At 72.5% G+C, this 20,457-nt stretch carries 21 protein-coding genes; 4 read left to right on the top strand and 17 right to left on the bottom strand.

Annotation, left to right across the window (positions count from 1 at the left end; all coding sequences use genetic code 11):
• Positions 1-157: 157 nt before the first annotated feature.
• From GLX25_RS02255 to GLX25_RS02220, 8 genes are all read right to left on the bottom strand, one after another.
• Complete coding sequence (locus GLX25_RS02255; protein ID WP_155840525.1) at positions 158-1,051, bottom strand: glycine betaine ABC transporter substrate-binding protein; 894 nt, start codon at positions 1,049-1,051, stop codon at positions 158-160.
• A gap of 155 nt (positions 1,052-1,206) precedes the next feature.
• Complete coding sequence (locus tag GLX25_RS02250) at positions 1,207-2,160, bottom strand: ABC transporter permease (RefSeq protein WP_166548351.1); 954 nt, start codon at positions 2,158-2,160, stop codon at positions 1,207-1,209.
• Complete coding sequence (locus GLX25_RS02245) at positions 2,157-3,638, bottom strand: quaternary amine ABC transporter ATP-binding protein (RefSeq protein ID WP_155840524.1); 1,482 nt, start codon at positions 3,636-3,638, stop codon at positions 2,157-2,159. Before GLX25_RS02245 ends, GLX25_RS02250 begins: the two co-directional genes overlap by 4 nt.
• 352 nt (positions 3,639-3,990) lie before the next feature.
• Positions 3,991-4,395 (bottom strand): Fur family transcriptional regulator, encoded by a 405-nt coding sequence (locus GLX25_RS02240; RefSeq protein ID WP_155840523.1) that lies wholly within the window; start codon positions 4,393-4,395, stop codon positions 3,991-3,993.
• Positions 4,392-5,234, bottom strand: a complete 843-nt coding sequence (locus tag GLX25_RS02235; protein ID WP_155840522.1) for a metal ABC transporter permease — start codon at positions 5,232-5,234, stop codon at positions 4,392-4,394. The genes GLX25_RS02240 and GLX25_RS02235 overlap by 4 nt, the downstream gene beginning before the upstream one ends.
• A complete protein-coding gene (locus GLX25_RS02230) occupies positions 5,234-6,142 on the bottom strand; it encodes a metal ABC transporter permease (RefSeq protein ID WP_155840521.1) in 909 nt (302 codons plus the stop codon). The genes GLX25_RS02235 and GLX25_RS02230 overlap by 1 nt, the downstream gene beginning before the upstream one ends.
• Positions 6,143-6,179: 37 nt before the next feature.
• Complete coding sequence (locus GLX25_RS02225) at positions 6,180-6,947, bottom strand: metal ABC transporter ATP-binding protein (protein ID WP_155840520.1); 768 nt, start codon at positions 6,945-6,947, stop codon at positions 6,180-6,182.
• A gap of 4 nt (positions 6,948-6,951) precedes the next feature.
• Positions 6,952-8,028, bottom strand: a complete 1,077-nt coding sequence (locus GLX25_RS02220; protein ID WP_155840519.1) for a metal ABC transporter substrate-binding protein — start codon at positions 8,026-8,028, stop codon at positions 6,952-6,954.
• Positions 8,029-8,149: 121 nt separating this feature from the next.
• On the opposite strand from GLX25_RS02220, the gene GLX25_RS02215 reads away from it, so the two are divergent.
• Entirely contained in the window at positions 8,150-8,647 is a 498-nt protein-coding gene (locus tag GLX25_RS02215) for a GNAT family N-acetyltransferase (protein ID WP_155840518.1), read from the top strand.
• Positions 8,648-8,692: 45 nt separating this feature from the next.
• Here the strand turns inward: GLX25_RS02215 and GLX25_RS02210 are convergent, their stop codons facing one another.
• The 4 genes from GLX25_RS02210 to GLX25_RS02195 form a co-directional block, all read right to left on the bottom strand.
• Positions 8,693-10,114 (bottom strand): dihydrolipoamide acetyltransferase family protein, encoded by a 1,422-nt coding sequence (locus GLX25_RS02210; protein ID WP_155840517.1) that lies wholly within the window; start codon positions 10,112-10,114, stop codon positions 8,693-8,695.
• Between the two features lie 67 nt (positions 10,115-10,181).
• Entirely contained in the window at positions 10,182-11,141 is a 960-nt protein-coding gene (locus GLX25_RS02205; RefSeq protein WP_420837635.1) for an alpha-ketoacid dehydrogenase subunit beta, read from the bottom strand.
• A gap of 65 nt (positions 11,142-11,206) precedes the next feature.
• Entirely contained in the window at positions 11,207-12,340 is a 1,134-nt protein-coding gene (locus tag GLX25_RS02200; protein WP_166548350.1) for a thiamine pyrophosphate-dependent dehydrogenase E1 component subunit alpha, read from the bottom strand.
• Between the two features lie 43 nt (positions 12,341-12,383).
• Positions 12,384-13,466 (bottom strand): histidinol-phosphate transaminase, encoded by a 1,083-nt coding sequence (locus tag GLX25_RS02195; RefSeq protein WP_271192340.1) that lies wholly within the window; start codon positions 13,464-13,466, stop codon positions 12,384-12,386.
• 53 nt (positions 13,467-13,519) lie between these two features.
• On the opposite strand from GLX25_RS02195, the gene GLX25_RS02190 reads away from it, so the two are divergent.
• Positions 13,520-13,900 carry a phage holin family protein gene (locus tag GLX25_RS02190; protein ID WP_155840514.1) on the top strand — a complete coding sequence of 127 codons (381 nt, stop codon included), beginning with the start codon at positions 13,520-13,522 and terminating at the stop codon, positions 13,898-13,900.
• Between the two features lie 28 nt (positions 13,901-13,928).
• On the opposite strand, the gene GLX25_RS02185 is transcribed toward GLX25_RS02190, so the two are convergent.
• Both GLX25_RS02185 and GLX25_RS02180 read right to left on the bottom strand, forming a co-directional pair.
• A complete protein-coding gene (locus GLX25_RS02185) occupies positions 13,929-15,440 on the bottom strand; it encodes a hypothetical protein (protein WP_155840513.1) in 1,512 nt (503 codons plus the stop codon).
• A complete protein-coding gene (locus GLX25_RS02180; protein WP_155840512.1) occupies positions 15,437-15,775 on the bottom strand; it encodes a hypothetical protein in 339 nt (112 codons plus the stop codon). The genes GLX25_RS02185 and GLX25_RS02180 overlap by 4 nt, the downstream gene beginning before the upstream one ends.
• 194 nt (positions 15,776-15,969) lie before the next feature.
• On the opposite strand from GLX25_RS02180, the gene GLX25_RS02175 reads away from it, so the two are divergent.
• Both GLX25_RS02175 and purB read left to right on the top strand, forming a co-directional pair.
• A complete protein-coding gene (locus GLX25_RS02175) occupies positions 15,970-16,497 on the top strand; it encodes a low molecular weight protein-tyrosine-phosphatase (protein ID WP_155840511.1) in 528 nt (175 codons plus the stop codon).
• Positions 16,494-17,879: an adenylosuccinate lyase gene (gene purB / locus GLX25_RS02170; protein ID WP_155840510.1), complete on the top strand. Its 1,386-nt coding sequence runs from the start codon at positions 16,494-16,496 to the stop codon at positions 17,877-17,879. Before GLX25_RS02175 ends, purB begins: the two co-directional genes overlap by 4 nt.
• Positions 17,880-18,037: 158 nt before the next feature.
• On the opposite strand, the gene GLX25_RS02165 is transcribed toward purB, so the two are convergent.
• The 3 genes from GLX25_RS02165 to pntB all read right to left on the bottom strand — a co-directional run bounded on the left by GLX25_RS02165 (position 18,038) and on the right by pntB (position 20,456).
• Complete coding sequence (locus GLX25_RS02165) at positions 18,038-18,322, bottom strand: hypothetical protein (protein WP_155840509.1); 285 nt, start codon at positions 18,320-18,322, stop codon at positions 18,038-18,040.
• Positions 18,319-18,924: a DUF308 domain-containing protein gene (locus tag GLX25_RS02160; protein WP_166548349.1), complete on the bottom strand. Its 606-nt coding sequence runs from the start codon at positions 18,922-18,924 to the stop codon at positions 18,319-18,321. Before GLX25_RS02160 ends, GLX25_RS02165 begins: the two co-directional genes overlap by 4 nt.
• A 119-nt stretch (positions 18,925-19,043) precedes the next feature.
• Positions 19,044-20,456 carry a Re/Si-specific NAD(P)(+) transhydrogenase subunit beta gene (pntB, locus tag GLX25_RS02155; RefSeq protein ID WP_240898054.1) on the bottom strand — a complete coding sequence of 471 codons (1,413 nt, stop codon included), beginning with the start codon at positions 20,454-20,456 and terminating at the stop codon, positions 19,044-19,046.
• Position 20,457: the final 1 nt, after the last annotated feature.

Here is a 20,457-nt window from a genome sequence, read left to right as displayed (position 1 = left end):
GCGGGCACGACGTGCGCCCGCGGCATCCGCTCGGCTGATCTGTGGAGGAGGCTTCTCGTGCCACAGCCTGCCGACCGCGTGCATTTCCGTCGAGCGCGTGCGCGGACGCAATCGCGCTCGTCGGATCTGCACGCGCTCGCGGTCCGAGCGCTCCGGATCAGGAGGTCAGGGAGTCGACGTACTCCTGGTTGTCGGCGATCCACTGCTCGACGACGGGACCGTAGTCGTCGCTGTCGTTCTCGTTGAACATGGCGTTCTCGAGCGAGTACAGCAGCTCGCTGTCCATCCGGAAGTCCTTCAGCCAGCCGGCGAGCGTCGGGAAGTTCTCCTCGAAGCTCTTGCCGCCGAAGGAGTGGATGCCCTCGGCGTCGCCGAGCATGCCCTCCGGGTCCTCGAGGTCCTTGATCGGGAACGCGTCGTAGGCCCAGTGCGGACGCCACAGGGTCACGGCGATGTTCTCGCCCGCGTCGGTCGCGGCGGTCAGCTCGGCGAGCATCGCCGGGGTCGACGAGGTCAGGTAGTCCATGCCGTCGAGGCCGTAGGTCGGGATGACCGAGTCGGTCGTGACGCGGTTGAGGCCCGAGCCGGGCTCGATGCCGACGAGGCGGTTGTCGAACGCGTCGGCGTTCGCGGCGAGGTCGGCGAGCGAGTCGACGGGGGCGTCCTCGTTCACGGCGATCGTGAGCTTGGCGTCCTCGTTCCAGGCGCCGAGGTCGACGAGCTCGTCGCCGTACTCGTCGATGTAGTCCTGGTGGGTGATCGGCAGCCAGGTGTCGAGCACGACGTCGTAGTCGTCGTCGCTCAGGCCCTGGTAGACGGGGGCCACGTCGGCGTACTCGAGCTCGACGTCGTAGCCCTGCTCCTCGAGCACGGCCTTCCAGAGCTCGCTCGCGGCGATGCCCTCGTCCCAGCCGTTGAATACGGCGATCGTGAGGTCCTTCCGGTCGCCGTTGTCGAGCGTCTCGGCCTCGGCGCCCGAGGCGCAGCCGGAGAGGGCGAGCGCGGCGGCACCGCCGAGGGCGAGCGTGGAGATCAGGTGACGCTTGGTCATTGCAGGGTGTTTCCTTTCCTCCCGTGTGCTGTGGCACGGGTGTCGGGGTTTCCGCGCGCGGGTCCGCGCGGGTCCGGGGCGACGGATGCCGCACCCCGGGCATGCCGGGCACCGCCGTGCCGCCGAGGCGGCCGTGCGGTGACCGGATGGTCTGGTTACGAGCTGCGGGCCAGGGCCGGCTCGCGCTCGGGCGCATCGGCGGATGCCGCGGCGCCGCCGTTCGCGGGCTCGTCGGTGCGGCGAGCGGATGCGGCATCCGCTCGTCGCCCGCGCGGACGCCGCCGATCGCGGGCGCCGAACGCGCCCGTGATGCGGTCGAGCACGATGGCGAGGATCACGACCGAGAGGCCCGCCTCGAAGCCGAGCCCGACGTCGATGCGCGTCAGCGACTGCACGACGTCGCCGCCGAGCCCGCCCGCGCCGACCATGCCGGCGATGACGACCATCGAGAGCGAGAGCATGATGACCTGGTTGACGCCGGCCATGATCGACGGCATCGCGAGCGGCAACTGGATCTGGCGGAGGATGCGCCACGGCGACGAGCCGAACGCGTGCCCCGCCTCGACGACCTCGCGGTCGACGCCGCGGATGCCGAGCTCGGTCAGGCGCACGCCGGGCGCCATCGCGAACACGATCGTCGCGACGATGCCGGGCACGACGCCGACGCGGAACAGGATCAGCGCGGGGATCAGGTACACGAACGCCGGCATCGTCTGCATGAAGTCGAGCACCGGGCGGATGACGCGGCTCGCCACGTCGCTCCGGGCGGCGAGGATGCCGAGGGGGATCGCCACGACGACCGCGATCGCACTCGAGACGAGCACGAGCGCCAGCGTGTCCATCGCGTTCTCCCACTGGTCGACGCCGACGATGACGAGCAGGCCGACGGCCGTGCCGACCCCGAGCTTCCAGCCCTTCGCGAACCAGGCGAGCGCGGCGATCACGAGGATCACGGCCCAGAACGGCGGGGTCGAGAGGATCACGTCGACGAGGTCGTAGAAGCCGGCGAAGACGGCGCGGATGACGTCGAACAGGCCGCCGAGCGCGTCGGTCAGGACGTCGATGGCGCCCTCGGCGAGTTCGCCGAGGGGGAGGCGGATCTCGTTCACGCGCGGCTCCCTTCGCTCGCGGCTCGACCGGGTTCGGCGGCGGCGAGCGCCTCCTCGAGGCCCGGTGCGGGCGCGGCGGCGGCGATCGGGTCGGCCTCGCCGGGGTCGGTGTTCCGCAGGGTCTCGGTGATCACCTCGACCGGCACGGTGGCCGGCGGCTCCACGATCGGGTGCTCGCCGGTCGCCGGCGCGACGTTGCCGAGCGCGGCGAGGAGCGTCACGCGCGGGACCGCGCCGAGCAGGCGGTGGCGCTCGTCGACCACGGCGAGCGGAAGCGGCTGCTCGACCGCGCTGCCGAGGAGGTCGGCGAGGTGCTCGTCGGGACCGACGGTCGCGAGGTCGTCGCGGATCGCGTCGTCGAGGCGGGTCGCGCCGCGCTGCACGAGGCGGAGCACCTCCCGGTCGTGCGCGACGCCGAGCAGGCGCCGGCCGGGCGCGACGACGAACACCGTCGAGGTCTGCAGGTCGCGCATCGTGCGCAGCGCCGCCCGCGGACCCGCCGACGAGGACACGATCGCGCGCGGCGCCTCCATGACGTTGCCGGCGGTGAGCACGCGCGCCCGGTCGACGTCCTGCACGAACTGCGCGACGTAGTCGTCGGCCGGGTCGGTCAGGATCTCCTCGGCGGTGCCGAGCTGCACGATGCGGCCGTCGCGCATGACGGCGATGCGGTCGCCGAGGAACATGGCCTCGTTGAGGTCGTGCGTGATGAAGACGATGGTCTTGCCGAGCTCCTGCTGCAGCTCGACGAGCTGCTCCTGCATCTCGCGGCGGATGAGCGGATCGAGGGCCGAGAAGGCCTCGTCCATGAGCAGGATGTCGGTGTCCGCGGCGAGTGCGCGGGCGAGGCCCACGCGCTGCTGCATGCCGCCGGACAGCTCGCTGGGCAGCTTGTCGCCCCAGCCGCCGAGGCCCACGCGGTCGAGCACGCGCGAGGCGCGCTCGCGGCGCTCCTCGGCGGGCACGCCCTGGATCTCGAGGCCGTAGGCGGCGTTGTCGAGCACCGTGCGGTGCGGCAGCAGGGCGAAGTGCTGGAAGACCATCGAGACGTGGTCGCGGCGGATGGCGCGCAGGCGCTTCGACGGGACGCCCGTGATCCGCTCCCCCATGACCTCGACCGAGCCGGCGGTCGGCTCGAGGAGGCCGTTGAGCATGCGGATGAGCGTCGACTTGCCGGAACCGGAGAGCCCCATGACGACGAAGATCTCGCCGCGGCGGACGTCGAACTCGGCGTCGACGACGGCCGCGGTGCCGAGGTGGGCGACGTCGTCCCGGGTCGCGCCGTCGGACAGCCGCTGCAGCGCTTCGGCCGGTCGGCGGCCGAAGAACCGGGTGAGCCCGCGGACCTCGAGGGCGGGTGGAGCGTGGCGGGCTGCGGCTGCAGCTGCGGCCGGGTCGGTGTGGTGGTCGGAGCCGGGCGGCGCCGTGACGTCAGGGGTCGCGACGCCGTCCGCTTCGCGGGCGGGGGATTCGAGCATGTGTGCAGGCACTCCGAGGCGCGCTCGACGCGCCGGCCATGGTGCGCTGCGGCCGGCGGGCAGGAGCGTGCTCAGGGTCACGGCCGGGTTCCGCGCGATCCGGGAGACGGGCTCGAGCCGCGGCGATGCTGTGCACCGGGCGAGCACCGAGTCCAGCGCGCCCGGCCATCCGGGCCGGACGCCACGCAGGGAACCGTACGACTCCGGTGGGCACTCGAGGAATGCCGGGCGACCGGGATCGCGGACTGGGTGGGTGGTCCACGTGGACCGTCGTCAACCGTATCCACGTCGTCGCCCGGTTCTCAAATCGTGGCGCCGGATTCCTCGCTGACCGGCGCTTTCCCCCGACTGTTCAGCCGCGCGCGCCCTCCGCGGCCTGCTTCGAGCACTCGGCGCAGAGCCCGAACACGTCGACGACGTGCGCCGGAGCGGTGAATCCCTGCTCGGCCGCGACGCGCTGCGCCCACGTCTCGACCTCGTCGGCCGCGATCTCGACGGTCAGCCCGCAGTTGCGGCAGATGAGGTGGTGATGGTGGCCGGTGCTGCACGCGCGGTAGATCGCCTCGCCCTCGGGGGACTGCAGGCAGTCGGCGTCGCCGCTCGCCGCGAGGTCGCCGAGCGCGCGGTACACGGTCGCGAGGCCGATGGGCGACCCGCTCGCGTGCAGCGCCGAGTGCAGCGCCTGCGCGCTGATGAAGCCCTCGGTGCCGTCGAGCGCATCGCGCACCGCCTCGCGCTGCCAGGTGTTCCGTTTCATGCGATCCGTGCGTCCTCCGCGGTCTCCACGGGTATCGGAGCCCGCCTCGAGGGTAGTCGTCGCAGCTGTGAGCCGACGAGCGCGACGAGGAAGAAGGCCGTCGCCGCCAGGGCGATCGCCGGCCCGGCCGCGACCGCCAGCGCGCGGGACGCGAGCACGCCGATGACGCCCGACGCCGCACCGATGACGGGCGCCGCGAACAGCACCCCGCGGTAGGTCGAGACGACGGCACGCGCCGCGGCGGCGGGGGCCGCGATGAGCGCGATCGCGAGGATCGCCCCGACGGCCGGCAACGAGCTGACGACGGATGCCGCGGTGAGCCCGAGCACGAGGAGCTCCACCGGCCACTCCCGGAACCCCGCGGCCCGGAATCCGCCGGGATCGAACGTCGAGAACGCGATCCGCGGACCGAACGCCGCCACGAGCACGACGGCGCCGACGAGGACGGCCGCCGCGAGCGCGATGTCGGCGTCGCTCACGGTGAGGATCGAGCCGACGAGCAACGATTCGGGACGGACCGGGATCCCCGGGATCACGGCCTGCAGGAGCGCCCCCGCCGCGAAGCCGCCCGTGAGCACGATCCCCGCGGCGACCTGCGCACCCTGGTGCCGCACGCGGGCGATCGCGGCCATGACCGCGACGATGGCGACGGATGCCACGGCCGCACCGAGCGGGACGCTGAGACCGAGGGCGGCCGCCGCGACCGCGCCGGGGTAGGTCGCGTGCGTCAGCGCCTGCGCGAAGAACGTCCGGCGGCGGAGCACGACGAGCGCACCGACGAATCCGGCGCCCGCCCCGATCACGACCGCGGCGAGCAGGGCCCGTTCGAAGTACCCCATCAGCGCTCCCCCATCGCGTCGGCCGACGGCCGCGCTGCGACCGACGTCGGCGCGCCCCGCGTCATCCGGTCTCGTACGAGCCGCACCGCCAGCATCAGCGCGTAGACCGCGACGAACACCGCGACGACCGTGCTTCCGGCGGGGAGGTCGATGCCGGCACCGACCGAGACGCCGAACCCGGCGGCGAGGCCGAGCCAGGCGCTCACCGCGCCGACCGCCGCCGCGATCGGGAAGAGCCGCCAGAGGTGCACGGTCGCGAGGCGGGCCGAGGCTCCGGGGACGATGAGCAGGGCGAGCACGAGGAGGGTCCCGACGGTGCTCGCGCCCGCGACCACGACGAGCGCGATCGACGCGTTGAGCACGAGGTCCAGCGCCAGCCCGCGATCGCCGGCCGCACGGCTGCCCTGCGGGTCGAAGGCGCGGAAGACCTGCTGCTTGAGGGTCGCCGCCACGGCGACGGCGGCGACCAGTGAGACGACGAGGAGCGGCACGACGTCCTCGGGTGCGATCGTGAGCACGCGTCCGAAGAGCAGCGCCTCGAGCTCGCCCGCGTAGTCGTCGCTCAGCGAGACCACGATCACGCCGACGCTGAAGGTGGCGGTCAGCACGACGGCCACCGCCGCGTCGGAGGTCACGCCCGCCCGGACGAAGAGCGTCAGCAGCACCGCGCCGATGAGCGCGGCGATCGCCGCGCCCGGCACGAGTCCCGCCGTCCCGCCCACGGCGAGGCCGATCGCGAGGCCGGGGAAGACCGCGTGCGTGAGCCCGTCGCTGATGAACTCGAGCCCACGGAGGTTCACCAGCACGCCGACGATCCCCGCCACGACCGAGAGCACGAGCAGCACGAGCAGTGCGCGACCCATGAACGGCAGCGCGAACGCGCCGAAGAGCATGTCGCCGAGGCTCATCGCGCGCCACTCCCCCGGTCGCATGCCCGTCGCGGCATCAATGCCCCTCGTGCCCTGGCACGACCACGGTGTGCTCGTCGATCTCGACCTCGACGCCCTCGAAGCACTCCTGGATGTTCTCGAGCGTGAGCACGTCGTCGACCGGGCCGCAGCCGATCTGGCTTCCGTTGACGAGGAGCACCGAGTCGCACACCTGGCGCGCGAGCTCGAGGTCGTGGGTCGACACGATGATCGCGACCCCGCGCGACTTGAGGGTCCGGATGGTGTCGATGAGCGCGTCGCGATTGGCCTGGTCGAGTCCGTTGAACGGCTCGTCCAGCAGGAGCAGCACCGGCTCGGAGGCCAGTGCGCGGGCCAGCATGCCGCGCTGCCGCTGGCCGCCGGAGAGCTCCCCGAAGCGACGCCGCGCCCGGTCGGAGAGACCCACGGTCTCGAGCGCGCCGCGGACGACCTCGCGGTCGCGCCGGCCGGGCCAGCGGAGCAGCCCGAGTCGCCGGTAGCGCCCCTGCATCACGACCTGCTCGAGGCTGATCGGGAAGTCGGGGTCGAGGTCGGACGACTGCGGCAGGAACCCGATCATGCCGTCGGCGGCATGTTCGGCGCCGCCGACGCGCATCGCACCCTCGACGAGCGGCACGAGGCCGAGGATGCCGCGCAGCAGCGTCGACTTGCCCGCCCCGTTCGGCCCGATGACCGCGACGGCCTCCCCCGGTGCGACCGTCAGGCGGAGCCCGGTGACCCCGGCCCCGCCGGGGTGGCGGAATGCCGCGCCCCGCAGGACGAGAACGGGTTCCGAGTCGGTCATGCCGTCATCCTCCCAGCACGGCGGGCGACGGGGAAGGCTCGACGCCCCACGACTCCAGGATGAGCGTCACGTTGTGCACCTGGCTGCCGAGGTACGTCTCGCCGTCGGAGCCCGGCTGGCCGAGCGAGTCGCCGTAGAGCGCATCCTCGCCCGAGTAGACCGCCACGCCGGCCTCGTCGGCGATCGTCTCGGCCGCCTTCGGCGAGATCGACGCCTCGGAGAAGACCGCCTGCACGCCGGTCTCCGCGATCCGCTCGACCAGCTCGTCGATCTCGGCCGCGCTCGGCTCGGCGTTGTCGTCGAAGCTCGGGATCACGCTGCCGACGAACGTGATGTCGTACGCGTGGAGGAAGTAGGTGAACGCGTCGTGGTTGGTCACCAGGAGGCGCTCCTCGACGGGCACCGTCGCGACGTTCTCCTCGATCCACGCGTCGAGCGCCTGGAGCCGAGCGGTGTAGTCCTCCGCGTTCGCACCGATCGCCTCGGCGTCGATGCCGGGCACCTCCCCGAGGCCGGCGGCGATGTTCGCGACCATGCGCTCGGCGAGCACGGGATCGGTCCAGATGTGCGGGTTGCCGTCGTCGTGCGCGTGCTCGTCCTCGGCATGCTCCTCGGCCGCGTGCTCGTCGGCCTCGTGGTCGCCGTCCTCGTGCTCGTCGGTCGCCTCGGCGTCGTGGTCGTGACCCTCGGCGTGCTCGTCATCCGTCGCCTCGAGCTCGATGCCCGTGCTCGCGTCGATCAGCACGCCGTCGAAGCCGGAGGCTGCGACGGCGTCGTCGATCCACGACTCGAGGCCCGCCCCGTTGACGACGAGCGCGTCGGCCGAGCCGAGCGCGAGCAGCTGCGCGGCCGACGGATCGAACGAGTGGGCGCTCTGCCCCGGCTCGAGCAGGCCGGTCACCTCGGCGGACTCCCCCGCGACCTCGCGGGCGAAGTCGGCGACCTGCGTGGTCGTCGCGACGACCTGCACGCCGTCCGACTCCGACGCGCCGGGCGTGGCGCAGCCTGCCAGCAGGGCGACGGATGCCGCGCCGAGGGCGAGTGCGGACAGGCGGATGCTTCGGGGCGTTGCGTTGGGCATGTGACGAGCGTACGCGTTATTGATAATGATTGTCAAAACCATCTACCGTCGCGCCGTGTTCGCGTGACGTTCTGTGCACTGGGGCTGTCGTTCGTCGGTCGTCCGTGCGAGAGTGTCAGCCGTGGAAACCGCCACGAGCCCCATCACCCTGCACCCGTTCACCCCCTCCGACGCCGAGCGCCTGCTCGACGGCCACGTCGATCCGCTCGACGGCTGGGAGGGCGGCTACTCGTTCACCGACGAACCCGAGCTTCTCGCCGACTACGTCCGCGCAGCGCAGCGCGACGGCGACCCGGCGCCCTACGGCCCCTACCTCGTGCGACGTCCCGGCGTCGACGGGGACGAGGGCCCCGCCGTCGGCGGCGTGAACCTCTTCGGCCCGCCCGACGAGCGCGGCGCCGTCGAGTTCGCGTTCGGACTCGTGCCCGCCGCGCGCGGCGCCGGACTGTCCCACCACGTCGTCGACGCCGCGCTCGACGTGCTCCGCGAGGCCGGCGCGCTCGTCGCGCGTGCCGAATGCGAGATCGCGAACCTGCCCGCGCGCCGCGTGCTCGAGCAGGCCGGCCTCGTCGAGGTCGGCCGGACCGACGGCGTGGTCGTCTACGAGATCCGCCTCTGAGGCGACGGCCCGAGTCGGGCCGCCGGGCCGCCGCCGCGGCAGCCGCTACTCGAGCAGGAGCGCCGGCTCCTCGATGATCGAGGCCACGTCGGCGACGAACCGCGACACGACGTCACCGTCGACGACGCGGTGATCGAACGAGCCGCCGATCGTCGTGACGAACCGCGGGCGCACCTCGCCGTCGACGACCCACGGCTTCTGCTTGATCGTGCCCAGGGCGACGATGCCCACCTCGCCGGGGTTGAGGATCGGGGTTCCGGTGTCCATGCCGAACACGCCGATGTTCGTGATCGTGATGGTGCCGCCCTGCATCTCGGCGGGTTGCGTCTTGCCCTCCCGGGCGGTCAGCGTCAGTTGCTCGAGCGCCGTCGCGAGTTCGACCATCGACATGTCCTGCGCGTCCTTGACGTTCGGCACGATGAGCCCGCGCGGCGTCGCCGCCGCGATGCCGAGGTTCACGTAGTGCTTCACGATGATCTCGTCATCGGTCCACTGCGCGTTCACCGTCGGGTTGCGGCGCACGGCCCACAGCATGGCCTTCGCCATGATGAGCAGCGGCGAGATCTTGATGCCCGCGTAGTCGGGCGACGCCTTGAGTCGCTTGAGGTACTCCATGGTGCGCGTGGCGTCGACGTCGACGAACACCGACACATGCGGCGCCGAGTATGCACTCTGCACCATCGCGGTCGCGATCGCCTTGCGCACTCCCTTGACCGGGATGCGCGTCTCGCGGTCGGAGGGCGCCTCGGGCGTCTGGATGTTGCGGAAGACGCTGGCCTGGCTGGCCTCGCGGATCACGTCGTCGCGGGTGATGTCGCCGATCGGGCCGGTCGGCGCGACGCGCGACAGGTCGACGCCGAGGTCCTTCGCGAGCTTGCGGATCGGGGGCTTCGCGATCACGGGGACCCCGTCGTCGTGCCGATCGGCCGGTTTGGCCGGCTCGGCCTGGGCGGGGGCGGGTGCGGGCGCCGCCGGGCCCGGGGATGCCGCCGAGACGGCGGGCGTCGGGGGCGGGGGCGGGGGAGCGAGGTGCTCGTGCGCGCCGCCGGGAGCGGGGTGGCGACGGCGACGGCTCCGGCTCGGGCCGCTGCTGCCGTGGCCGACGAGCACGGCGCCGCCCTCGTCGCCCGGTGCGGGCGCGGTCGTCGACGCGGGTGCGGCCGCAGCTGCGACCGGCGCCTCGGCCGGAGCGGGCGCGCCATCCGGCGAAGACATGCCGGCCGCGGCATCCGTCTGGACGACCAGGATCGGCGTGCCCACGTCGACCGTCCGGCCCTCCTCGACGAGCAACTCGCTGACGGTGCCCTCGAACGCGCTCGGCAGTTCGACCAGCGACTTCGCCGTCTCGATCTCGACGAACACCTGGTCGAGCGAGATGCGGTCGCCGGGCGCCACGCGCCACTGCACGATCTCGGCCTCGGTGAGGCCCTCGCCCACGTCGGGAAGCGGGAATCGGATCTCGCTCATCGTGCTCCTCAGGTTCGTCGGTTGGATTCGGGTGCGAGTGCGCCGCGCGATGAGCGCGACCCGCGGGTCAGTACGCCAGCGACCGGTCGACCGCCTCGAGCACCCGGTCGGCGCTCGGCAGGTACTCGGACTCGAGCGCGGCGGGCGGGAACGGCGTGTCGAAGCTCGAGACCCGCAGCACCGGCGCCTCGAGCGAGTAGAACGCGCGCTCGGCGACCGTCGCGGCGATCTCGGAGCCGACGCTCACGAAGCCGTAGGCCTCCTGCGCGACGACCAGCCGACCGGTGCGCTGCACCGAGTCGACGATCGGGCCGAAGTCGATGGGGGAGAGGGAGCGCAGGTCGACGACCTCGAGGCTCCGGCCCTCCTCGGCGGCGATGTCGGCGGCCTGCAGGAGTGTCGCGATCATCGCGCCGTGCCCGACGACGGTCACGTCGTCGCCGCGGCGGACGACCCGGCTCGCGTGCAGCGGCAGGCCGGCGTGGTCGTGGTCGACCGGCCCCTTCGGCCAGTAGCGGCTCTTCGGCTCGAAGAACAGCACCGGGTCGTTCGAGGCGATCGCCTCCTGGATCATCCAGTACGCGTCGTGCGGCGACGACGGGCTGACCACGCGGAGGCCGGGGGTGTGCGCGAAGTACGCCTCGGGGCTCTCCTGGTGGTGCTCGATCGAGCCGATGTGGCCGCCGTAGGGCACCCGGATGACCACGGGCATCGGCATTCCGCCGTCGTGGCGGAGGTTCATGCGCGCGAGCTGCGTGGTGATCTGGTCGAACGCCGGGAAGATGAAGCCGTCGAACTGGATCTCGAGCACGGGACGGTACCCGCGCATCGCCATGCCGATCGCGGTGCCGACGATGCCCGACTCGGCGAGCGGGCTGTCGAGCACGCGGCGGTCGCCGAACTCGGCGAGCAGGCCCTCGGTGACGCGGAACACGCCGCCGAGCGCGCCGATGTCCTCGCCCATCAGGAGGACCTTGGGGTCGTTGCGCATCGCCTCGGCGAGGCCCGCGTTGATGGCCTTGGCCATCGAGAGCGTGTGCACGCCGCGGAGCTCGTCCGCCTCGGCCGGCGCGCCGGCGACCGTCTCGACCGTCATGCCCGGCCTCCTTCGAACGAGTTCTCATACTCCTCGAGCCAGGCGGCCTGCGCCTCCACCAGCGGGTGCGGCTCGCTGTAGACGTGGGCGAAGATGTCGCTGCGCGGGGGAGCGGTGATCTCGAGCGCGCGCGTCCTGACGTCGGCCGCGATGTCCGCCGCCTCCTCGTCGACGCCGGCGAAGAACCCGGCGGACGCCCCGCGCCCCTCGAGCCACGCGCGGAAGCGCGTGATCGGGTCGCGTGCGGTCCAGTACGCGACCTCGTCGTCGGTGCGGTACTTCGTCGGGTCGTCGGCCGTCGTGTGCGCGCCCATGCGGTAGGTCACGGCCTCGATGAACGAGGGGCCCTCGCCGGCTCGGGCCTCCTCGAGCGCCTGCCGCGTCACCGCGTAGCTCGCGAGCACGTCGTTGCCGTCGATCCGGATGCCCGGCATGCCGAAGCCGCCGCCGCGCAGCGACAGCGGGCTGCGCGACTGGCGCGAGACCGGCACCGAGATCGCCCACTGGTTGTTCTGCACGAAGAAGACCTGCGGCGTGTTGTAGCTCGAGGCGAACACGAGCGCCTCGTTCGCGTCGCCCTGCGACGTCGAGCCGTCTCCGTAGTACACGAGCACCGCGGCATCCGCCTCGGGATCGCCCGTCGCGGTCGCGCCGTCGAACTGCAGGCCCATGGCGTAGCCGGTCGCGTGCAGCGTCTGCGAGGCGAGCACGAGCGTGTAGAGGTGGAAATTGCCGTTCTCCGCGGGATCCCAGCCGCCGAGGGTCGCGCCGCGGAGCAGCTTCAGGATGGCGACCGGGTCGAGCCCGCGGATCATGCCGACGACGTGCTCGCGGTACGACGGGAAGACGTGGTCCTGCGGGCGCGCGGCGCGGGCGGACCCGACCTGCGCGGCCTCCTGGCCGTGGCTCGGCACCCAGAGCGCGAGCTGGCCCTGTCGCTGGAGGTTCGCGCCGGTCACGTCGACCCGCCGCGAGACGACCATGTCGCGGTAGAACTGCTCGAGCGCGGCATCCGGCAACGCCTCGACGAGGGGGAGGTAGCCCTCCGCCTCGGGCGTCGGACGCAGTTCGCCCTCGGGCGTCAGGAACTGGACCGTCGGAGCGGTGAAGTCGCGTGAGGGGGCTGCCACCGTTCCACGGTACCCGCTCGGTGTGGGCCCATTCTTGTGGAGGTCAGACAAGCTCCCCGAGAAGCCTTAGGAGTACGTCCACAGACTCGTGCTCCCCGACGGAGACCCGGATGCCGTCGCCGGGGAACGCGCGCGCGACGATCCCGCCGTCGAAGAGCGCCTCGGCGACCTCGACCGTGCGGTCGCCGGTCGGCAGCCACACGAAGTTCCCCTGCGCCGCCGGGATCTCCCAGCCCTGCGCGATGAGCGCGTCGCGCAGGGCCTCGCGGCGCTCGGCGAGCGCGTCGACGCGCGCGAGCAGCTCGGCCTCGTTGGCCGGCTCGAGCGCGGCGAGGGCGCCGGCCGTGGCGACCCCGGTCACGCCGAGGGGGATCGCGGTCGCGCGCGCGGCGTCGAGGATCGGCACCGGGCCGATCGCGTAGCCGATCCGGACGCCGGCGAGGCCGTAGGCCTTGGAGAAGGTCCGGAGCACGACGAGGTTCGGGTGGCGCCCGATGAGCGAGATGCCGTCGACGGATGCCTCGTCCCGGACGAACTCGGCGTACGCCTCGTCGAGCAGCACGAGCCGGTCGGACGGCACGCGCGCCATGAAGCGCTCGAACTCCTCGGCGGTGACGGGAACCCCGGTGGGGTTGTTGGGGGAGCACACGATCAGCACGCGCGTGCGGTCGGTGACGGCGGCCGCCATGGCGTCGAGGTCGTGCCCGTGGTCGGGCCGGTTCGGGACCTGGACGCTCGTCGCCCCCGCGACGGTGACGAGCCCGGGGTAGGCCTCGAAGGAGCGCCACGAGTAGACGACCTCGTCACCCGGGCCGGCCGCGGCGAGCACGAACTGGGCGAGGAGCGACACCGATCCGGCCCCGACGAGCACCTCGTCGACGGCCACGCCGTAGCGCTCGGCCAGCCGTTCGCGGAGCGTCAGCGCGGTGGCATCCGGATACCGGTGGACCTCCGAGGCGGCGGCCGCGATGGCCGCCTCGACGGCGGCGACGGGCGGCCAGGGGTTCTCGTTGCTCGACAGCTTGAAGCCGTCCGCCGGGGCCGGCCGGCCCTGGCGGTACGGGGGAAGCGCGGCGATCTCCGGGCGCAGGCGCACCTGCGGGGGCGTGGGCTCCGATGCGGTCACGGCATCCACCGTACCCCTTCGCTCGCACGCCCCCCGCTGCCATAGTTGGGGGCATGCGCTTCCTCCTGAAGGTCATCGTCGTCGCGTTCGCCCTCTGGCTCACCACCCTCCTCGTCGCCGGCGTCAGCGTGGTGCCCTACGAGGACACCGACATCGCGACGGTGCTCACGTACCTGCTCGTCGCCGCGATCTTCGGCGTCGTGAACGCGACGATCGGGACGTTCATCCGCATCGTCGGCTTCCCGCTGTACGTGCTGACGCTCGGGCTCATCTCGTTCATCGTCAACGGACTGCTCCTGCTCCTCGTCGACTGGATCAGCGGGCTGATGGGCTTCGGCCTCGAGGTCGACGGCTTCTGGTGGGGCGTCCTCGGCGCGCTCGTGCTCGGCCTCATCAGCTGGCTCATCGGGCTGGTCGTCCGGCCTTCCGACTGAGCGCGTCGGCGCGACCCGGCCGAGCCCGTCACCGGCCCCGGCCGTCGGCGGCGCGCTCGACCCGCCAGTACGACACCTCGGCGGGCGCCGCGCCGTCGGTGAACCCCGTGACGAGGTCGCGGAACTCCGCGAGCCGCGGATCGTCGTCGCGATCGATCAGGCGCGCGGTCTCGCGGTAGCGGTCGATCGAGTGCGCGGGCACCGCGCCGCCCGTCCCGGGATCGAGGGCGCCGAGGCTCCGGCCCACCTCGATGCGCCCGCCGGCCGCGACGCCGGAACCCGCCGTGGCGGGCACGAGGTCCTCGCCGTGCGCGACCGAGAGCAGCGGAGTGTCGCCGGTCGGCACCTGCGCGACGGGTCCGCCGAGGCTGACGGCGGCGACCACGTCGAGGTCGGGATCGGCGGCCACGTTCGCCGCGACCATGCCGCCGGCCGAGTGGCCGACCACGATCACGGGATCACCCGGTTCCACCCCGGCCTCGGCCATCGCCGCGCGCAGCGCGCGCTCAGACGCGGCCGCCTCCGAGGGCAGGCCGATGAGGTCATGCAGCACGGATGCCCCGGCGACGCCGTGCAGGTTGGCCGTCATGTCGTACGGCTCGCGGGCGGGCTCCATCCCGAAGTCGGCGGTGCCGGCCGAGTAGACGATCCAGTGTGCGCCGCGGTCCGTGTCGTAGCGCTCGATCCGGACCTGCGGCCCCCGCGCGTCGGACGGCGGGATGCGCTCGGCGAGATCGGCGATGCCGCGCACCGGAGCGGCGCCGTCGGCGCCACGCCCGCCCTGGCCGGCGAGGTCCGGCGCGGACGTGCGGATCGGAGCGGAGATCGCGGTCTCGCGAAGGCCCCGCGAGCCCGTGACGAGCCCGACGACTCCGGCGGCCGCGAGCACCAGGCCGGCATTCTCCGGAGCGTCGAGCGCGGGTCCGATCGCGAACAGGCCCGGTGCGCGGAACAGGCCGGCGAGCAGCTCGTCGGCCTGGTCGGCCGCCACCCGGACGAGCTCGACGAACGCGGGGTCGGACAGGATCGGCAGGCCGTGCCGGGCGAGCACCGCCCCGACGGCCTCGGCATGGCGGTCCGGGTCCACGGCGAGGGCCAGCGTGCCGCCCAGCGCGATGGGGCCGAGCGCGAGCGCGGCCGCGGACGCGGCCGGCAGCAGCAGGCCCGACGCGGCCAGGCCGGCCACCCCGGCGCCCACCCGCCGTCCCGCCTCCACGAGCCCGGCGACGAGGCCCTCGGCCATCACGTACCGGGTCGCACCCAGCCCGAGCGCGGTCGAGAGGTCGGACGCCGCACGCTCGGCCGAGGCGAGACCGGCATGGGCGGTGTCGAGGTCGATCCCGGCGGCCGGCGCCCCGTCGGCGGCGGACGCGGACCCGGGGTCCGTCGCCAGGCGGTCGGCCTCGGCCCGGAGCGCCGCTGCCCGTGCCGCCCATCCGGCCACGATGTGGGCGACCGCGGCGAGTCGGACCGCTTCGCCGATGAGCGCCTCCGTCTCGACCGAGTGCGGCCCGCCGCTCCGGACCTCGAGGCCGCTCACCAGCGGCCGCCCGATCCGGTGACCGGTCGATCCGGTGTCGCGACCGCAAGTGCGGCGGCGTGTGCGGCTCGCGCGCGCTCGTGCTCGACCTCGAGCCGCGCCTCCGCATCGAGCAGTGCCTGCTCCGCTCCCGCGAGCGCGAAGCGCAACTCCCTGGCACGCTCCGCGTAGAGGTCGGCGGCGTCGGCGTGCCAGCCGTCGATGCGGTCGAGCACGAGCCCCGGGCGCACCTGCTCGACCTCGACGCGCAGCCGCCGGAGGGCGAGCAGCGCCTGCTCGACCGCCCCGAGGCGGAGCGCTGCGACGGCGGGCGAGACGGAAGCGGACCGGATCACGCGACGAGCCTGCCGGCCCCCGGACGACCGCGGCGCCCGAGCGACGTGTCCGGTGAACCCGTTCCGACCGGCCGGCCTGGTGAGGACGACACGCGCCGAGCCCGCCGCTCGATCCGCCGTCGCCGAGTCGAGGCGATACCCGCACCCGATCCCGCTCTGTTCCCGCACCCGGATTCGGTCCAGAATAGGGTTCCATGACGCCTGCGGAGCCCGCCGGGGAATCCGCGCAGCGCTTCCGAGTCTCGTTCGTCTGCACCGGCAACATCTGCCGGTCTCCGATGGCGGAGGTCGTGCTGCGCGCCCTCGCCGAACGCGCGGGGATCTCCGACCGGCTCGAGATCGAATCCGCGGCGACCGGCGACTGGCACGTGGGGGAGCAGGCCGACCACCGGACGCTCGAAGCGCTCGAGCGCGCCGGGTACGACGGCAGCCGTCACCGGGCTCGCCAGTTCGATCCGGAGGACTTCCCGAGACTCGACCTCGTGGTCGCGTTCGACCGCGGCCAGTCGCGCGTGCTGCGGAACTGGGCGCGCACTCCGGTCGATGCGCACAAGGTGCGCCTGCTCCTCGAGTTCGACCACGAGCTCGCGTCGCTCCAGGACGTCCCCGACCCCTACTACAGCGACGATGCGACCTTCGACCGGGTTCTTGGGATGATAGAGCGGTCGACTCAGGCGCTCTTCCGGCAACTCGCGCCGGCTCTCAGACAAGGAAACCGATGACTTCGCTGCCTCCCCAGCCGCTCAGCCCGCTCGACGGGCGCTACCGCGCCGCCGTCGGCGAACTCGGCGAGCACCTTTCGGAGGCCGGCCTGAACCGGGCCCGCGTGCACGTCGAGATCGAGTGGCTCATCGCGCAGACCGATCGCGGCTTCTTCGGTACGAGCCCGCTGGCGGATGACGCGAAGCAGGCGCTCCGCGCCGTCGTCGCCGACTTCGGCCAGGCCGACATCGACGAGCTCGCCCGCGTCGAGGCGACGACGCGCCACGACGTGAAGGCGGTCGAGTACTTCGTCCGCGGCAAGCTCGACGAGCTCGGGCTCTCGAACCTGGCCGAGCTGACGCACTTCGCGTGCACGAGCGAGGACATCAACAACCTCTCCTACGCGCTCACGGTGCGCGACGCCGTCGCCCAAGTGTGGCTGCCGAAGTACCGTGCCGTCATCGCCAAGCTGATCGGCCTCGCCGAGGAGCACCGCGACGCCGCGATGCTCTCGCGCACGCACGGGCAGCCGGCGACGCCGACGACCATGGGCAAGGAGCTCGCCGTCGTCGCGTACCGCCTCGAGCGCATCCTCCGCCAGGTCGAGGCGACCGAGTACCTCGGCAAGTTCTCCGGTGCGACGGGCACGTTCTCGGCGCACGTCGTGGCGGCGCCATCCGTCGACTGGCCCACGGTCTCGCAGGAGTTCGTCGAGTCGCTCGGCCTCACCTGGAACCCGCTCACGACCCAGATCGAGTCGCACGACTGGCAGGCCGAGCTCTACGGCCGCATCTCGCACGCGAACCGCGTGCTGCACAACCTCGCGACCGACATCTGGACCTACATCTCGCTCGGGTACTTCCGCCAGATCCCCGCCGCCGGCGCGACCGGCTCCTCGACCATGCCGCACAAGGTCAACCCGATCCGGTTCGAGAACGCCGAGGCGAACCTCGAGCTCTCGTCGGCGATCCTCGACTCGCTCGCGGCGACCCTCGTGACGAGCCGCCTGCAGCGCGACCTCACCGACTCGAGCTCGCAGCGCAACATCGGCGTCGGCTTCGGGCACTCGGTGCTCGCGCTCGACAACATCCTGCGCGGCCTCGGCGAGATCGACCTCGACCGTGCGCTGCTGCTCGAGGACCTCGACGGCAACTGGGAGGTGCTCGGCGAGGCCATCCAGACCGTGATCCGCGCCGAGGTGGCCGCGGGCCGGTCGTCGATCGAGGACCCCTACGCACTCCTCAAGGAGCTCACGCGCGGCAAGCGCGTCGGCGCGACCGAGCTCGCCGAGTTCGTCGGCGGCCTCGACATCTCCGACGACGCCAAGCAGCGCCTGCTCGCGCTGACGCCCGCGACCTACACGGGCATCGCCGACGAGCTGGTCGACCGCCTGGGCGCGTAGCCCCGCGCCGCGCCCCACCGGTGGTCGAGTAGCGAGCGCAGCCCATCACCGGTGGTCGAGTAGCACGCGAAGCGAGCGTACCGAGACCCCTCACGAGATCTCGATACGCGCCGTCGCTTCGCGCCGGTGCTACTCGATCACCGACCGACGCATGGCGCTCAGTGCGCCGAGTCGCCCCCGGGCCGCCGCTCGGGGTCGCCGCCCGTGCCGTCGCCGTGCTCGCCCGTGTTCGGCTTCACGGCCATGGAGAGCAGCGCGAGCACCATCAGCACGATGATGAAGACGCCGCCGAGGGTGATGAGCGTGATGGTCCAGTCGCGCGTGCCGAACAGCACGATGAACGCCGTGAAGACCGCCGCGATCGCGGCGCCGCCGACGTACTCGACGGGGCGCAGCACGTCGCGCCGGCTCGGACGGTACCCACCGTCGGGGGTGTTGGTCACGATCGCTCCGATCCGGATGCCGCGTCGCCGGAGCCCGTTCGCTCGGCCGCGGCCCACTTCAACGACAACCCGCCGATCACGAGCAGCACGCCGGCCACGACGAGGTAGGCGCCGAAGAGGCCGACCGCCGTGACGGGATCGAGCGGGAGGAGGACGAATGCGAGGGCCAGCACGGCGGTGAGCCCGCCGACCGCCAGCCAGTCGCGCGCCGCGGCGATGCGCCCGCGCGCGCGGATCCCGACGAAGAGCTCGAGGATCCCGGTCACGGCCGCCCAGACCGCCACCGTGAAGGTGAAGACGCCGACACCGGCCGAGGGGGTTCCCGCGAGCTGGAGGGCGACGAGGCCCGCAGCGGCCGTGATCACGCCGTTCGCGACGAAGGTCCAGCGCGCCGCACGGTCGGCCACGAGACGCGCCGACAGCGCGCCGACGGCGACGCCCGCCACGAGTGCCCACCAGCCGAACACCGTGAGGCCGAGCACCGCCGAGTGGTCCTGCGAGAACGTGATCACCACCGACGGGAGGATCGCGAGCGCTCCGCGGGTCACCGGGAGCAGCCAGGCGCCTGCGCGCTCGGGCGCGTCATCGCGGGCATCGGCCACGGCGACCTCTTTCGACTGGGGAACCATTCAATCCTACGCGCGCCGTCGTCGAGAGGATGCTGGGCGCTGCGCCACCCCACCGTCACCGCCGAGTGCGTGACGGGCAGACGAGAACGGTGTCAGAGCGACTTCAGGATGTCCTCCACACGCTCCTTGGCGTCGCCGAAGAGCATCTGCGCGTTGTCGCGGAAGAACAGCGGATTCTGCACGCCGGCGTAGCCGGTCGACATCGAGCGCTTGAACACGATGACGTTGTCGGCCTCCCAGACCCGCAGCACCGGCATGCCTGCGATCGGGCTGCCCGGATCCTCGGCCGCGGCGGGGTTCACGGTGTCGTTCGCGCCGATGACGAGCACGACCGAGGTGGCCGCCAGGTCGTCGTTGATCTCGTCCATCTCCTCGACGATGTCGTAGGGCACCTTCGCCTCGGCGAGCAGCACGTTCATGTGCCCGGGCAGCCGGCCGGCGACGGGGTGGATGCCGAACCGCACGTCGATGCCGCGCTCGCGCAGCTTCGCGGTCAGCTCGGCGACCGGGTACTGGGCCTGCGCGACGGCCATGCCGTAGCCGGGCGTGATGATCACGCTGCTCGCGCCCTTCAGCAGCTCCGCGGCATCCGGCGCCTGGATCTCGCTGTACTCGCCGAGGTCGGTATCGCCCTTCGCGGGCGCCTCGATGCCGAACCCGCCCGCGATGACCGAGATGAACGAACGGTTCATGGCCTTGCACATGATGTATGAGAGGTACGCACCCGAGGAGCCGACGAGTGCGCCGGTCACGATGAGCAGGTCGTTGTTCAGCAGGAAGCCCGCCGCGGCCGCCGCCCAGCCCGAGTAGCTGTTCAGCATCGAGATGACGACGGGCATGTCGCCGCCGCCGATGGAGGCGACGAGGTGCCAGCCGAGCGCGAACGCGAGCGCCGTCACCAGGACCAGCAGCCAGAGCTGCGAGTCCATGACGTACCAGACGGTGAGGCCCACGAACACGACGAGGGCGCCCAGGTTGAGCACGTTCTTGCCCGGGAGCACGAGCGGGGCCGACTTCATCCGCGCCGAGAGCTTCAGGAACGCCACGATCGAGCCCGTGAAGGTCACGCCGCCGATGAAGATGCCGATGAAGACCTCGGCGTGGTGGATGTCGGCGAGCGACCCCTCCAGCGCGGGCGGGTCGAGGTGGCCGTTCCAGCCGACGATCACGGCCGCGAGGCCGACGAAGCTGTGCAGCAGCGCGATCAGCTCGGGCATGCCCGTCATCTCGACGATGCGGGCCCGCCACAGGCCGATCGAGCCGCCGATCAGCACGGTGACGACGAGCAGGCCGAGGCCGAGCAGCGTGCCGGGCTCGTCCCATGCGCCCTGGAACGTCACCCATACGGTGGCGACCAGGGCGATGGTCATGCCGGCGATGCCGTAGCCGACACCGGCTCGTGCGGTCTCGTGGCGGCTCAGCCCGGCGAGGCTGAGGATGAACAACAGGGCCGCGACGATGTACGCGGCGCCGGCGATCGATTCGGGGGTCAGGGTCTCAGGCAAC

The organism is Agromyces luteolus (assembly GCF_009729855.1).
GTDB lineage: Bacteria > Actinomycetota > Actinomycetes > Actinomycetales > Microbacteriaceae > Agromyces > Agromyces luteolus.
Note: the sequence above shows the minus strand (reverse complement) of the source record. Positions and strands in the feature narration are given on the sequence as shown.